The organism is Variovorax sp. GW823-FHT02B07 (assembly GCF_058797695.1).
Genome location: NZ_JBXAJX010000008.1, coordinates 54,214 through 67,593 on the forward strand (window position 1 = coordinate 54,214; position 13,380 = coordinate 67,593).

General features: G+C 68.4%; 13 protein-coding genes. 10 read left to right on the forward strand and 3 right to left on the reverse strand.

The window, feature by feature from the left end:
* Positions 1-966 carry a pyridoxamine 5'-phosphate oxidase family protein gene (locus AC1RGU_RS27445; RefSeq protein ID WP_492699381.1) on the reverse strand — a complete coding sequence of 322 codons (966 nt, stop codon included), beginning with the start codon at positions 964-966 and terminating at the stop codon, positions 1-3.
* Positions 963-1,628: a glutathione S-transferase family protein gene (locus AC1RGU_RS27450; RefSeq protein WP_492699383.1), complete on the reverse strand. Its 666-nt coding sequence runs from the start codon at positions 1,626-1,628 to the stop codon at positions 963-965. Before AC1RGU_RS27450 ends, AC1RGU_RS27445 begins: the two co-directional genes overlap by 4 nt.
* Positions 1,629-1,733: 105 nt before the next feature.
* Here AC1RGU_RS27450 and AC1RGU_RS27455 point away from each other — a divergent pair, with 105 nt between their 5' ends.
* The 7 genes from AC1RGU_RS27455 (at position 1,734) to AC1RGU_RS27485 (ending at position 8,644) form a co-directional block, all read left to right on the forward strand.
* Positions 1,734-2,624 (forward strand): LysR family transcriptional regulator, encoded by an 891-nt coding sequence (locus tag AC1RGU_RS27455; RefSeq protein ID WP_062481103.1) that lies wholly within the window; start codon positions 1,734-1,736, stop codon positions 2,622-2,624.
* A gap of 38 nt (positions 2,625-2,662) precedes the next feature.
* Complete coding sequence (locus tag AC1RGU_RS27460; protein WP_062481101.1) at positions 2,663-3,628, forward strand: ATP-binding cassette domain-containing protein; 966 nt, start codon at positions 2,663-2,665, stop codon at positions 3,626-3,628.
* An 11-nt stretch (positions 3,629-3,639) separates the two neighbouring features.
* Positions 3,640-4,488: an ABC transporter permease gene (locus AC1RGU_RS27465; RefSeq protein ID WP_492699385.1), complete on the forward strand. Its 849-nt coding sequence runs from the start codon at positions 3,640-3,642 to the stop codon at positions 4,486-4,488.
* 812 nt (positions 4,489-5,300) lie between these two features.
* On the forward strand, positions 5,301-5,753 hold the full coding sequence (locus AC1RGU_RS27470; protein ID WP_062481097.1) for a MarR family winged helix-turn-helix transcriptional regulator: 453 nt from the start codon (positions 5,301-5,303) through the stop codon (positions 5,751-5,753).
* 81 nt (positions 5,754-5,834) lie between these two features.
* Complete coding sequence (locus AC1RGU_RS27475; RefSeq protein ID WP_062481095.1) at positions 5,835-6,260, forward strand: organic hydroperoxide resistance protein; 426 nt, start codon at positions 5,835-5,837, stop codon at positions 6,258-6,260.
* 188 nt (positions 6,261-6,448) lie between these two features.
* Positions 6,449-7,567 (forward strand): DUF2855 family protein, encoded by a 1,119-nt coding sequence (locus tag AC1RGU_RS27480; RefSeq protein ID WP_492699388.1) that lies wholly within the window; start codon positions 6,449-6,451, stop codon positions 7,565-7,567.
* A gap of 33 nt (positions 7,568-7,600) precedes the next feature.
* The gene (locus tag AC1RGU_RS27485) at positions 7,601-8,644 is read left to right on the forward strand and encodes a serine/threonine protein kinase (protein ID WP_369630500.1); all 1,044 of its coding nucleotides are present in this window, start codon (positions 7,601-7,603) and stop codon (positions 8,642-8,644) included.
* On the opposite strand, the gene AC1RGU_RS27490 is transcribed toward AC1RGU_RS27485, so the two are convergent.
* Positions 8,645-9,541 carry a LysR family transcriptional regulator gene (locus AC1RGU_RS27490; protein ID WP_492699390.1) on the reverse strand — a complete coding sequence of 299 codons (897 nt, stop codon included), beginning with the start codon at positions 9,539-9,541 and terminating at the stop codon, positions 8,645-8,647.
* A 90-nt stretch (positions 9,542-9,631) separates the two neighbouring features.
* Here AC1RGU_RS27490 and AC1RGU_RS27495 point away from each other — a divergent pair, with 90 nt between their 5' ends.
* From AC1RGU_RS27495 to AC1RGU_RS27505, 3 genes are read left to right on the forward strand one after another with little or no spacing between them, the layout of a single operon-like run.
* A complete protein-coding gene (locus AC1RGU_RS27495) occupies positions 9,632-11,341 on the forward strand; it encodes an acyl-CoA dehydrogenase family protein (protein WP_492699392.1) in 1,710 nt (569 codons plus the stop codon).
* A gap of 34 nt (positions 11,342-11,375) precedes the next feature.
* Positions 11,376-12,365: a Bug family tripartite tricarboxylate transporter substrate binding protein gene (locus tag AC1RGU_RS27500; RefSeq protein WP_492699394.1), complete on the forward strand. Its 990-nt coding sequence runs from the start codon at positions 11,376-11,378 to the stop codon at positions 12,363-12,365.
* A gap of 37 nt (positions 12,366-12,402) precedes the next feature.
* Positions 12,403-13,371 (forward strand): tripartite tricarboxylate transporter substrate binding protein, encoded by a 969-nt coding sequence (locus tag AC1RGU_RS27505; protein ID WP_492686953.1) that lies wholly within the window; start codon positions 12,403-12,405, stop codon positions 13,369-13,371.
* Positions 13,372-13,380: the final 9 nt, after the last annotated feature.

Below are 13,380 nucleotides of genomic sequence, written 5' to 3' on the forward strand. Positions count from 1 at the left end.
TCAGTGCGCGGCCCAGCGCCCCGTGCCCGCCAGGTGCGGCGACAACGCGGCCTCGCCCCAGCGCAGCGGCAGCGCGGCCGGACGGCGCAGCGCGCGCGTGACGTGAAAGCGCATGAGCCGCTCCGCGCCCTCGAACGCTTCAACCTCAGGGCCGTCCGTGACGATCTCCGCCGTGGCGCTCAGGTGCAGCAGCTCGCCGGTGTCGAAATCGACGAACAGCAGGCCCGCGCGCGGGTGCGCCTGCAGGTTGCCCAGCGTGTTGAAGAAGCGGTTGCCGTTGAAGTCGGGCACCGTGAGCACGCCGCCCGCATCGACGCGCACGAAGCCCGGCCGACCGCCGCGGTGCGACACGTCGACGCCGTGCGAGCGCGCATCGGCCACGTCGCCCATCGCCACCGCGTCGGGATACGCCGTGGCGATGAACAGCGTGTCGGACGCGCCGATGAGCCGTTCGGCTGCGAGATCGAGCGTGTCGAGCCACTGCACGGCAGGCTCATTGGCCGGCGGCGCGGCGAACACCGGCTCGCGCGCCTGGATGTAGCGCGGGCAGTTGCCGAAGCTCTGCTGCACCTCGACCATGAAGCCCGCCGCATCGAGCGCCTCGACCGTGCCGTTCATGCGGTTGCGCCGCCGCGTGTGCGGCTGGATGCCCAGCAGCCCCAGCGTGGCACCGGCCGCGAGCTGGCCCGTGAGCGGATCGCCGGCGCCCGGCAGCGCATCGATGCGCAGGTGCGTCGCATCGGGCGAGTGCACGAAGCCCGCCGGTGCGGCGAGCATGCTGGCCCACGGCTGCAGGTCGGCGTCGAGACTGCCGACCACGAGGAACGGCAGCAGTGCGAAGAACTCGCGGTGCTGGTCGGGCATGTAGTCGCGGATCACGCGCGGGCCCACCGCCTCCATCTGCTCGCGCGAGCCCACGAGCGATTGCAGCGCGCGCTCGCCCGCGTGGAAGGGCGCGGCGATCATGACGCCACCGCCAGGCCGACCGGCGAACGCACCATCGGCACGAACCCGGGCAAGGCCTCCACGCGCGCCAGCCAGGCGCGCAGCTGCGGGTAGGCGTCGAGCGACACGCTGCCCTCGGGCGCATGGGCGACGTAGGCGTAGTTCGCGATGTCGGCCAGCGTGGCCGACGGGCCCGCGAGGAAGGGCTGCTCGGACAGGCAGGTCTCCATCACCGAGAGCAGCGCGTGCGAGCGCTTGACGGTCTCGGTGCGGTCGGCGTCCGCGCCGAACAGCACCATGATGCGCGCCGCCGCCGGGCCGTAGGCCAGCGGACCGGCCGCCACCGAGAACCAGCGCTGCACGCGCGCCGCGCCCACCGGGTCACGCGGCATCCAGCGCGCCGGGTCGGGGGCGTAGCGTTCGTTGAGGTACACGAGGATGGCGTTCGAGTCGGCCAGCGTGACCTCGCCGTCCTCGATCACCGGCACCTGACCGAAGGGGTTGCGCGCCAGGAACTCCGGCGTGCGGTGCTCGCGCTGGCGCAGGTTGAGCTCGACGATCTCGAAGGGCAGGCCCAGCACCGAAAGGAAGAAGCGCACGCGGTGCACGTGGCCCGAGATGGCGCTGCCGAAGAGCTGGATCGGCTGGGCGGGCTGGCGGGTGTTGGTGTTGTTCTCGGTCATGAAGAGTCCTTCGGGTGGGTATGGCTTCGATTCTTCTCTCTTCCATCAAATGAATGAATAGCCTTTGCCGGATTTGACTGCTGCGTTTTCCGGTTTAATCGCGCCATGGATCGCTTCAAAGCCATGCAGACCTTCGTGCAGATTGCCGACCAGGGCAGCCTGACCCGCGCCGCCGAGGCGCTCGGCAGTTCGCTGCCTGCCGTGGTGCGCGCGCTCGCCGCGCTCGAGGCGCACCTGGGCGTTCGCCTGTTTCACCGCACCACGCGGCGCCTGTCGCTCACCGAGGAGGGTCGTCACTACCTGCCGAGCGCGCGCGAGGTGCTGCTCGCAGCCGACGCCGCCGACCAGGCGCTGAAGGCCGAGGCGCGCGAGCCCGCCGGGCAGCTGGTCATCACCGCGCCGGTGCTGTTCGGCCACATGTACGTGGCGCCCGCCATCGTGCGCTTCATGCAGCGCCACGAGAAGGTGCGCTGCAGCGTGCGGCTGCACGACCGCACGGTGAATTTGCTCGAAGAAGGCATCGACGTCGGCATCCGCATCAGCCCGCTCGAAGACTCGTCGCTGGTGGCGCAGACGCTGGGCACCATCCGCCGCGTGGTGGTGGCCAGCCCCGCCTTCCTGGCGCAGCATGGCGTGCCGCGTCATCCGCGCGACCTGGCGGGCGCACCCTGCGTGCGCGGGCGCATCGATGCACCGTCGCAATGGGCGTTCCGCGATGGCGGCAAGACCGTGCACGTGACGCCCGACAACCGCCTCGAGTTCAACCACCTCGCGCCCGCCATCGAGGCCTGCGCCGCGGGCATGGGCTTCGGCACCTTCTTCTCCTACCAGGTGCTGCCGCACGTGGCGCAGGGCCGGTTGCAACTGGTGCTCGAAGACTACGAGCCTGCGCCCCGCCCCGTGAGCGTGATCTACCCGAACGCGCGGCTGTTGCCGGCGCGCACGCGGGCCTTCATCGACTGGATGAAAAGCGAGTTCAGCGGCTTGCGCATGTAGCTGCTGCGCCAATCGGCCGGCTGCGTCAGAATGGCCGCGTGCCATCCCACACCACCCCCTCCTCGCCTTCCTCTTCGTCCTCTTCCCCGTTGTTCCAGGTCCGTGGGCTGCGCAAGCGCTACGGCGAGACCACGGTCGTCGACGACCTCTCGTTCGAGATCGCGCCCGGCGAGTGCCTGGGCGTGATCGGGCCGAACGGCGCGGGCAAGACCACCACCATCCGCATGTGCCTGGGTCTCACCGCGCCCGATGGCGGCAGCATCGAGGCGCTGGGCCTGCAGATGCCGCGCGACGCGCTGGCGATCAAGGCGCAGCTGGGCGTGGTGTCGCAGTTCGACACCCTCGACCCCGACTTCAGCTGCGCCGAGAACCTCGTGGTGTACGGCCGCTATTTCGGCTTCAGCAAGGCGCATGTGCGTGCACGCGTGCCGCAGCTGCTGGAGTTCGCGGCGCTCTCGCACAAGGCCGACGCCAAGCCCGGCGAGTTGTCGGGCGGCATGCGCCGGCGCCTGTCGCTGGCGCGTGCGCTGGTGAACGACCCCAAGCTGTTGCTGCTCGACGAGCCCACCACCGGGCTTGACCCACAGGCGCGGCACCTGATGTGGGAGCGGTTGCAGGTGCTGTTGCAGCAGGGCAAGTCGATCCTGTTGACCACGCACTTCATGGACGAGGCCGAGCGCCTGTGTTCGCGTCTGCTGGTGCTCGACCATGGCCGCAAGATTGCCGAGGGCCGTCCGCGTGACCTGATTGCCGAGCATCTGGAGCCTGATGTGGTCGAGGTGTATGGCAATGGGGCGCTGTCGCTGGCCGGGTCGGCCGAGCTGCAGGCGCTGGCTGCGCGCGTGGAAGTGAGCGGTGAGACGGTGTTCTTCTATACGCAGGACGCGCGGCGTCTGCTCGACGCACTGACGCAGCATGGCGGGCTGCGCACCTTTCATCGGCCGGCCAATCTGGAAGATCTTTTCCTCAAGCTCACCGGTCGGCAGATTCGCCAGGATGGCTAGGCCTTCTTTCTATGAACACAACCACAGCTTCTTCTGCCGTTTCTCCCGACTCACCTGTGCCGCCTTCACCCTCCGTGTGGCGTGCGCCTGAGCTGTCGATGCGATGGTGGCCGGTGTTTTTGCGCAACCTGCTGGTGTGGCGCAAGCTGGCGCTGCCGAGCCTGATCGGGAACATCGCGGAGCCGCTGATCTGGCTTGTGGCGTTTGGCTACGGGATGGGCGCTTTGGTGGGGCAGGTGACGGTGGATGGCACGCAGGTGCCGTACATCCTGTTCCTGGCGAGTGGGTCGATCTGCATGAGCGCGATGAATGCGGCGAGCTTCGAGGCGCTGTATTCGGCGTTTTCTCGGATGCATGTGCAGAAGACTTGGGACGGGATCATGAATGCGCCGGTGGGGCTGGATGACATCGTGCTGGCGGAGATGCTGTGGGCGGCGTTCAAGTCGATTTTTACTGTGACTGCGATCTTGTTTGTGATGCTTGGACTTGGGATCAGTCACAGCCCGAAGTTGATCGTGGCCTGGATGGTGTTGATCGGGTGTGGGATCACGTTTTCTTCTGTGGCGTTGATCTTCAATGCGTTGGCGAAGGGGTATGACTTTTTTACCTACTACTTCACGTTGTTCATGACGCCGATGATGTTTTTGAGTGGGGTGTTTTTTCCGCTGGAGCAGTTGCCTTCTGTGGTGCGTGCTGTGGCTGCTTGGTTGCCTTTGACGAATGCTGTTGCTTTGGTGCGGCCGCTGTTTATGGATCGATGGCCTGAGGGGTGGTGGGTGCATGCGGGTGTTTTGGTTGTGTATGCGGTTGTTGCTTTCTGGATTGCACTGGCTTTGACTCGGAAGCGGTTTCGGGGGTAGTTCGTTGAGGTGTTGGCTTGGTTTGCTTCCCGAGGCCGGGTCTCGGCCCGGCGGCCGACCTACTTTTCTTTGCTTCGCCAAAGAAACGTAGGCAAAAGAAAGGCGACCCTACTGTCTGCGTCCCTCCGCTTCGCTACGGGCAACCTGCGGTGCTCACGTTCCGCGGGGTCTCGCCCAAACTCGCTTCGCTCAAACAAGGGCGAGCCCTGATCCGCGAAACGCTGCGCTCCTCGGCGCATACAGAAGGGCTTTGGATACCTAACGGGCCATCGCTTCGCTCGGCCAGTGGGCCGCAGCAGGCGCTTCGCGCCTGCTGCGGCGGGGATCGGTAGTGGCGTTGGTCGTTGCGTGAGCCGCTGGCGTGTGCGCTCATGCAGATGCAGATATGCCTGCGAGCACCAGCACCAGCATGAGTGCGGGCGGATGCGAGCACGAGCACGAGCACGAGCACGAGCACAAACGCAGGCTTCGGCTGTTGGTAGTTCCCGGGCCGAGCGAAGCGACGGCCCGCCCGGTATCAAAGCCCCTCTGGCTGCGCCGAGGAGCGCAGCGTTTCGCGGATCAGGGCTCGCAGCTGTTTGAGCGAAGCGAGTTCTGCGAGACCCCGCGAAACGCGAGCACCGCAGGTTGCCCGTAGCGAAGCGAAGGGTCGCAGACAGTGGGGTCGCCTTTTCTTTGCTTACTTTCTTTTGGCGAAGCAAAAGAAAGTGAGTCGCCCGCCGGGGCGAGACCCGGCCCCGGAAAGCAACCCCCAAAACCAATCCAAAACAACTACATTGCACACAATTGAATTGCGAACTACAATTCCCCCCATGCCAACGAAACCCAACACAGACGACCTGCTCAAGCTAGACAACCAGCTCTGCTTCGCCGTCTACTCCGCCTCCTTGGCAATGACCCGCCTCTACAAGCCGTTGCTAGAAAAGCTCCAGCTCACCTACCCCCAATACTTGGTGATGCTCGCCCTCTGGGAGCAAGACGGCCCCACCGTCTCCGCCCTCGGCGAGCGCCTCTCGCTGGATTCCGGCACCCTCACCCCGCTCCTCAAGCGCCTCGAAGCCAACGGCTACGTATCCCGAGTCCGCGACGTCGCAGACGAGCGCCGCGTCCACATCACGCTCACCACCGCAGGCCGCAAGCTCAAGTCCCGTGCCGCCAACGTCCCCGAGTGCCTCATGGCCGCCGCCGAATGCTCCGTCCCCGAGCTGATCGCCCTCACGCAGCAAATCCAGACCCTGCGCGACCGCATCCGCAAAGCCGCCTGACACACAACCCATCCAGAGTTCTCCCCGGCTTCGTGAGAAGAAGCCCTTTCATCACCACTCCCCTGACCAAAGGAAATCACCATGACCACCAAGCTCGACAAAGTTCTCTACACCGCAGAAGCCCACACCGTCGGCGGCCGTGACGGCGCCGGCAAGTCCAGCGATGGCGCCATCGACGTCAAGCTGAGCTCGCCCGGCTCGGGCAAGCCCGGCACCAACCCCGAGCAGCTGTTCGCGGTCGGCTACGCCGCCTGCTTCATCGGCGCCATGAAGGCCGTCGGCCCGAAGATCAGCGTCAAGGTGCCGGAAGAAGTCGCCATCGACTCCAAGGTCTCCCTCGGCCCGACGAACGGCGGCGCGGCCTACGGCATCTCGGTGCAGCTGGCGATCTCGCTGCCCGGCCTCGACGACGCACAGAAGAAGCTGCTGGTCGACACCGCCCACCAGGTCTGCCCGTACTCGAACGCCACCCGCGGCAACATCGACGTGGAACTCACCATCGTCTGATTCCGCTCTGACGGTTTCACGAAAAAAGCGCCCCGGCCCCAAGCCCGGGCGCTTTTTTCATGTCTGTCTCACGGGTGACGCCGAAACGCACGCCGAGATAGCGCCTTTCACCAAGCTTGGCTAATGTGGCCGCACGTCTCGCCCGTCCCGCCACCCGTCTTCAACACACACCCGTGGAGATCGACCCCATGAGCACCACCCACCTCCTGATCCGCAAAGACCAGCTGGCCACCGCGCGCCTGCACACCGACACCACCGAACGGCCGCTGGCCGACGGCCAGGTGCGCGTGCGCATCGACAGCTTTGCGCTCACCTCCAACAACATCACCTACGCCGCCTTCGGCGATGCGATGAGCTACTGGCAGTTCTTTCCCTCCGAGGAAGAAGGCTGGGGCAGCATCCCGGTGTGGGGATTCGCCAGCGTGGTGCAGTCGCAGCACCCGGGCGTGGCCGTGGGCGAGCGGATCTACGGTTACTGGCCGATGTCCACGAGCGCGGTGCTCAGCCCCGACCGGCTCTCGCCTTCGCGCTTCACCGACGCGGCGGCGCACCGCGCCGAGCTGCCCGCGGTCTACAACCAGTACTTCCGCTGCAACGCCGACCCGCTGTACACCACCGACACCGAAGACCTGCAGGCGCTGCTGCGCCCGCTGTTCATCACCTCGTGGCTCATCGACGACTTCATGGCCGACAACGACTTCTTCGGCGCCACCACCATGCTGCTGTCGAGCGCCTCGAGCAAGACGGCCTACGGCACGGCCTTCCAGCTGCACCAGCGCGACGGCATCGAGGTGGTCGGCCTCACCTCGCCCGCCAACGTGGCCTTCTGCCAGAGCCTGGGCTGCTACGACCGCGTGGTGATCTACGACGCGCTGGACACCATCGCGGCCGACACCCCGTGCGTGTACATCGACTTCGCCGGCAACGGCGAGCTGCGCACCGCGATCCACGAGCGCTTCACGAACCTGAAGTACAGCAGCTCGATCGGCGGCACGCACGTGGAGCAGCTCGCCGCCAAGGGCGCGGGCAAGAGCCTGACCGGCCCGCGCGCCACGCTGTTCTTCGCGCCGGCGCAGATAAAAAAGCGCACCACCGAATGGGGCGCCGACGAGTTCGGCCGGCGCATGGTGGCCGCGTGGCACCGCTTCCTGGCCACGGTGACCGACGCCAGCAACCCCTGGCTGCACACCGAGCACCACCACGGCGGCGAGGCGGTGCAGGCCGCCTACGCGCAGGTGCTGGCCGGCAAGGGCGACCCGCGCACCGGCCATATCCTTTCGCTTTACAAACAAGCGGGCGCTCGCTGACCCGCACGGGGCCCATGTGGCGACAATCGCCGCATGACCCCTTCTTCTGTCGCGCCCGCGAACACCCATCCTTACGAGAGCCTCACGCCCGACGTGGTGCTCGACGCGCTCGCGACACTCGGCCTGCACGGCGACGGCCGCCTCACCGGCCTGAACTCCTATGAAAACCGGGTCTACCAGGTCTACCTGGAAGACCCGAATCCCCATCCCGCGGTGGTGCTCAAGTTCTACCGCCCCGGCCGCTGGAGCGAGGCCGAGATCCTCGAAGAGCACGCCTTCTCGCTCGAACTGGCCGCCGGCGAGGTGCCGGCCGTGCCGCCGCTGGCCTTCGACGGCAAGACGCTGCACCACCACGCCGGCTTTGCCTTCAGCGTGAGCCCCTACCGCGGCGGGCGCGCGCCCGAGCTGGACAACTTCGAGGTGCTCGAATGGGTGGGCCGCTTCCTGGCGCGCATCCACACGGTGGGCAGCGCCAAGCCCTTCGAGGCCCGCCCCGCGCTCGACCTGCAGACCTTCGGCCTGGACTCGCGCGACTGGCTGCTGGAGAACGACAAGATCCCGCTCGACATGCAGCGCGACTGGGAAAAGACCTGCAACGAGGCGCTGGACATGGTCCGCGCCACCGCCCTGGCGCTGCAGCCGCCGGCCTCCGACTTCAAGCCCCGCAAGCTGCGCCTGCACGGCGACGTGCACCCCGGCAACATCCTGTGGACGCCCACCGACCGCCCCGGCGGCGGCCCGCACTTCGTCGACCTGGACGACGCGCGCACGGGCTTCGCGGTGCAAGACCTGTGGATGCTGCTGTCGGGCGACCGCGCGCAGCGCACGGCGCAGCTGTCGGGCCTGCTCGACGGCTACGAGCAGTTCCGCGAATTCGACCGCCGCGAGCTGGCACTCATCGAGCCGCTGCGCACGCTGCGGCTCATCCACTACAGCGCCTGGCTGGCGCGCCGCTGGGAAGACCCGATCTTCCCGATCAACTTCCCGTGGTTCGGCTCGAGCGACTACTGGAAGGGCCAGATCCTCGTGCTGGAAGACCAGTGCGAGCAGATGGCGGAAGAGCCCCTGTACGCGTGATCACCCGGCGGCGCTCGCGGCCAGGCTCTGCGCCACGCCGTCGAGCAGCCGCTCGACCAGCACATTGACCGGCCCGGCGCGCCACACGCCGTAAGCCTCCGACTGCGCCACCGCGCGGTCGAGCGGGCGGAACACCGCGCCGCGCAGCGCCGAGTGCCGCATCGCCTGCGGCACCAGCGCCACGCCCATGCCCTGCGACACCAGCGACACCACGGCCAGCCAGTGCCGCACCTCGTGGCGCACCTCGGGCAGGAAGTCCGCCTCGGCGCAGATCGACAGGATGCGCTCGTGGTAGTCGGGTGAGGCCTCGCGCGAGAACAGCACGAAGGGCTGATCGCGCAGGTCGGCCGGCGCCAGCACGCGCTTGCGCGCCAGCGCATGGCCCGCGGGCAGACAGGCCACGAAGGGCTCCGACAGCAGCAGCCGGTGCTGCAGCTCGGCCGGCATGCGGCTGGTGTGGACAAAGCCCAGGTCGAGCCGGTCGTGCAGCAGCTCGGCGATCTGCACGCCCGAATTGAGTTCGCTCAGCGTGATGCGCACCGCCGGATGCCGCGCCTGGAACGCGCGCAGCGCGGGCGGCAGGCCGCGGTAGAGCATGGCGCCCACGAAGCCGATGCGCAGCCGGCCCGCCGAACCGGTGGCCACGTCGCGCGCCTCCAGCGCGGCCTCCTCGGCCTGCAGCAGCACGCGCCGCGCCGACACGCGCAGCGCCTCGCCCGCGGGCGTGAGCCGCACTTCCTTGCTGTTGCGCTCGAACAGGCGCGCGCCCACCGAGTCTTCGAGCTGGCGGATCGCCACCGACAGCGGCGGCTGCGAAATGGCCAGCCGCCGCGCGGCGCGACCGAAGTGCAGCTCTTCGGCGAGCACGGAGAAGTAGCGCAGGTGCCGCAGTTCCATGAATAGCTAAATCAAATCGTACAAGACCAAATCAATATTAGACACGGATCATTGCCCATCCAACAATGCGGCGAACCAGGAGACGCCCGCATGCCCACACCCGCTGCTTCCGCTGCCACAGCCGCCGCGCACCCGATCCCCGATCGCCACGGCCAGAACCTCTTCACCACCGACACCGAGCTGCACACGCTGCTCGCGCTGTACCTGCCCGAAGCCCTGCGCACCCACATGCGCCCGCATTTCGAGCGCCTGGGCGGCCTGGCGGGCGGCCTGCTGGACGACCTGGCCGGCACCGCCGACCGCAACCCGCCCACGCTGAAGCAGCGCACGCGCACCGGCATCGACGAGCAGAAGGTCATCAAGCACCCGGCCTATGTCGAGATGGAGCGCCTGGCGCTCAGCGAATTCGGCCTGGCCGCCATCTCGCACCGCGACGAGACGCTGGGCTGGGCCGGCAAGATGCCGCCGCTGGTCAAGTACGTGCTGACCTACCTCTTCGTGCAGGCCGAGTTCGGCCTGTGCTGCCCGGTCTCGATGACCGACTCGCTCACGCGCACGCTGAAGAAGTTCGGCGCGCCCGAGCTGGTCGCCAAGTACCTGCCGCGCCTGACCTCGCTCGACTTCGACGAGCTGGCGCAGGGCGCGATGTTCATGACCGAGCAGGCCGCCGGCTCCGACATCGCCGCCACCGCCACCACCGCGCAGCGCCAGGCCGACGGCAGCTGGCGCCTGGCCGGCGACAAGTGGTTCTGCTCCAACCCCGACGCCGGCTTTGCGATGGTGCTGGCGCGCGCCGACGACGCGCCCGCGGGCATGAAGGGCGTGTCGCTGTTCCTGCTGCCGCGCGAACTCGACGACGGCAGCCTCAACCACTACCGCATCATCCGGCTCAAGGACAAGCTGGGCACGCGCTCGATGGCCAGCGGCGAGATCCGCCTCGAAGGCGCGGTGGCCTACCTCGTGGGCGAGGAAGGCCGCGGCTTCCAGCAGATGGCCGACATGGTCAACAACTCGCGCCTGTCCAACGGCGTGCGTTCCGCCGGCCTGATGCGCCGCGCGGTGGCCGAGGCCGAGTACATCGCCTCCGAGCGCCGCGCCTTCGGCCGCGCGCTCGAGCAGATGCCGCTGATGCAGCGCCAGCTCGACAAGCTGCGCGTGCCGTCCGAGCAGGCCCGCACCATGGTCTGCCAGACCGCGCAGGCGCTGGCACGCTCCGACGCCGGCGAGCCCGATGCGTACGCGCTGCTGCGCATCCTCACGCCGCTCATCAAGTTCCGCGCCTGCCGCGATGCGCGCCAGGTCACGGGCGACGCGATGGAGGTGCGCGGCGGCTGCGGCTACATCGAGGAATGGAGCGACCCGCGCCTCGTGCGCGACGCACACCTGGGCTCGATCTGGGAAGGCACCAGCAACATCGTGGCGCTCGACGTGATCCGCGCCGTGAAGCGCGAAGGCTCGCTGCCCGTGCTGCGCGCGCACGTCGAGTCACTGATCAGTAACGCCACCACGCTCACGCCGGCCTTTGCCGCCGCGCTGCGCGACACCATGGCGCGCGCCTGCGCCCTGGCCGAGACCGCCGCGCGCGAAGGCGGCGACGTGCTCGCGCGCCAGGCCGCCTCGGCGCTGTACCACTGCACCAGTGCCGCCGCGATGGCCTGGGAGGCCTCGGCCGGCGGCTCCGCCGCGCGCCTGCGCTGGGCGCAGCTGGTGCTGCTGCACCGCGTGCTGCCGCGCGATCCGCTGGCACCCGACGCGCTGCCCGCCGACTGGCATGCCGCCCTGGTGCGCACGGCCGCCTGAGCCCCTTTTTCGAGAACAACGGAGACAAGACCCCATGCGACAACGACTCAGCCTCCTCCTCGGCACCGCCTGCACCGCGCTGCTGCTGGCGGCCACGCCCGCCGCGCAGGCCCAGCCCGGCGCCTTCCCGACCAAGCCCATGACGCTGGTCGTGCCCTTCCCGCCCGGCGGCCCGACCGACGCGATGGCGCGCACGCTGGCCGCCGAGCTGCGCGACAAGCTCGGCCAGCCCATGATCGTGGAGAACCGCGCGGGCGCGGGCGGCAACATCGGCGCCGACTACGTGGCGCGCGCCGAGGCCGACGGCCACACGCTGCTGTTCGGCACCTCGGGCCCGCTGGCCATCAACGTGAGCCTGTACCGCAAGATCAGCTACGACCCGACCAGGAGCTTCGCGCCCGTGATCCAGGTCGGCTACCTGCCGAACATCCTGGTGGTGAACCCGGCCCTGCCGGTGAAGAACGTGGCCGAGCTGGTCGCCTACGCCAAGGCCAACCCGGGCAAGCTCAGCTACGCCTCGTCGGGCAACGGCGCCTCGTCGCACCTGGCGGGCGTGCTGTTCAACTCGGTGGCCGGCACCGACCTGCTGCACGTGCCCTACAAGGGCACGGGCCCGGCACTCAACGACCTGCTGGGCAACCAGGTCAGCATGACCTTCACCGACATCCTCACCGCGCTGCCCTACGTCAAGGCCGGCAAGCTGCGCGCACTCGGCGTGGCCACCTCGGCGCGCTCGCAGGCGCTGCCCGAGGTGCCGACCCTCACCGAACAGCTGCACAAGCCCTACGACGTGAGCGTGTTCTTCGGCATCGTCGCGCCCGCCGGCACGCCGGCCGACCGCGTGACCAAGCTCAACCACGCGTTCGCCGAGGTGCTCAATTCGCCGAAGGTCAAGCAGATGTTCGCCGCGCAGGGCCTGGAAGCCACGGCCGACACCTCGCCGCAGAAGCTCGCGCAGTTCATCGGCAGCGAAACGGCCAAGTGGAAGGACGTGGTGAAGAAGTCCGGCGCGCAGCTCGACTGATCGCCACGGCTCACAAGAAAAACAAGGAGACAAGAAGATGAAAACGCAACGGCTGTCACGCCTGCTCGCCCTCGCCGCGCTGTTCACCGCAGCCGGCGCCGCCACCGCAGAGACCTACCCGCAACGCCCCGTCACGCTGATCGTTCCGTATGCCGCGGGCGGGCCCACCGACCAGCACCTGCGCGCCGTCGCCGATGAGGCCGGCAAGGCCCTGGGCCAGCCCGTGGTGCTCGACAACCGCCCCGGCGCGAGCGGCACCAACGGCGCCGCCGCGCTCGTGCGCGCCGCGCCCGACGGCTACACGCTGGCGGTGCTGCCGGCCTCGGTGTACCGCGAGCCCTTCATCAACAAGGTGGCCTTCGACCCTGCGCGCAGCTTCTCGTACGTGGTGATGCTGTCCGACTACACCTTCGGCCTCGCGGTGAAGGCCGACGCGCCGTGGAAGACCTGGCAGGACTTCGCGGCCGATGCCGCGCGCCGCCCGGGCAAGCTCAACGTGGGCGCCACCGGCGCGGTGGGAACGCCGCGCATCGTGATAGACGAAGCCGCCGAGATGGCGAAGGTCCAGCTCAACATGGTGCCCTTCAAGGGCGACGCCGAAGTCACCAACGCCATCCTCGGCGGCCACATCGACGCCGCGCCGCTCTCGGGCGTGGCCGTGCCGCACATCGATGCCGGCAAGATGCGCTACCTCGTGATGCTCACGCCGCAGCGCGTCAAGCGCTACCCGCAAGTGCCCACGCTGCGCGAACAGGGCGTGGACGCGGTCATCGATTCGCCCTACGGCATCGCCGGCCCGGCCGGCATGGACCCGGCGCGCGTGAAGACCGTGCACGACGCCTTCCGCAAAGCCTTGGCATCGCCCGCCGGCCTGCGCGTGCTGGAGCAGCTGAACCAGCAGGCCAACGCGATGGACCCCGAGCAGTACCGCCGCTACGCGCTGGCCACCACCGCGCGCGAGAAGGAGCGCGTGGCGCGCCTGCGCCAGCGCGGCCTGCTCGACTGACCCCACGGT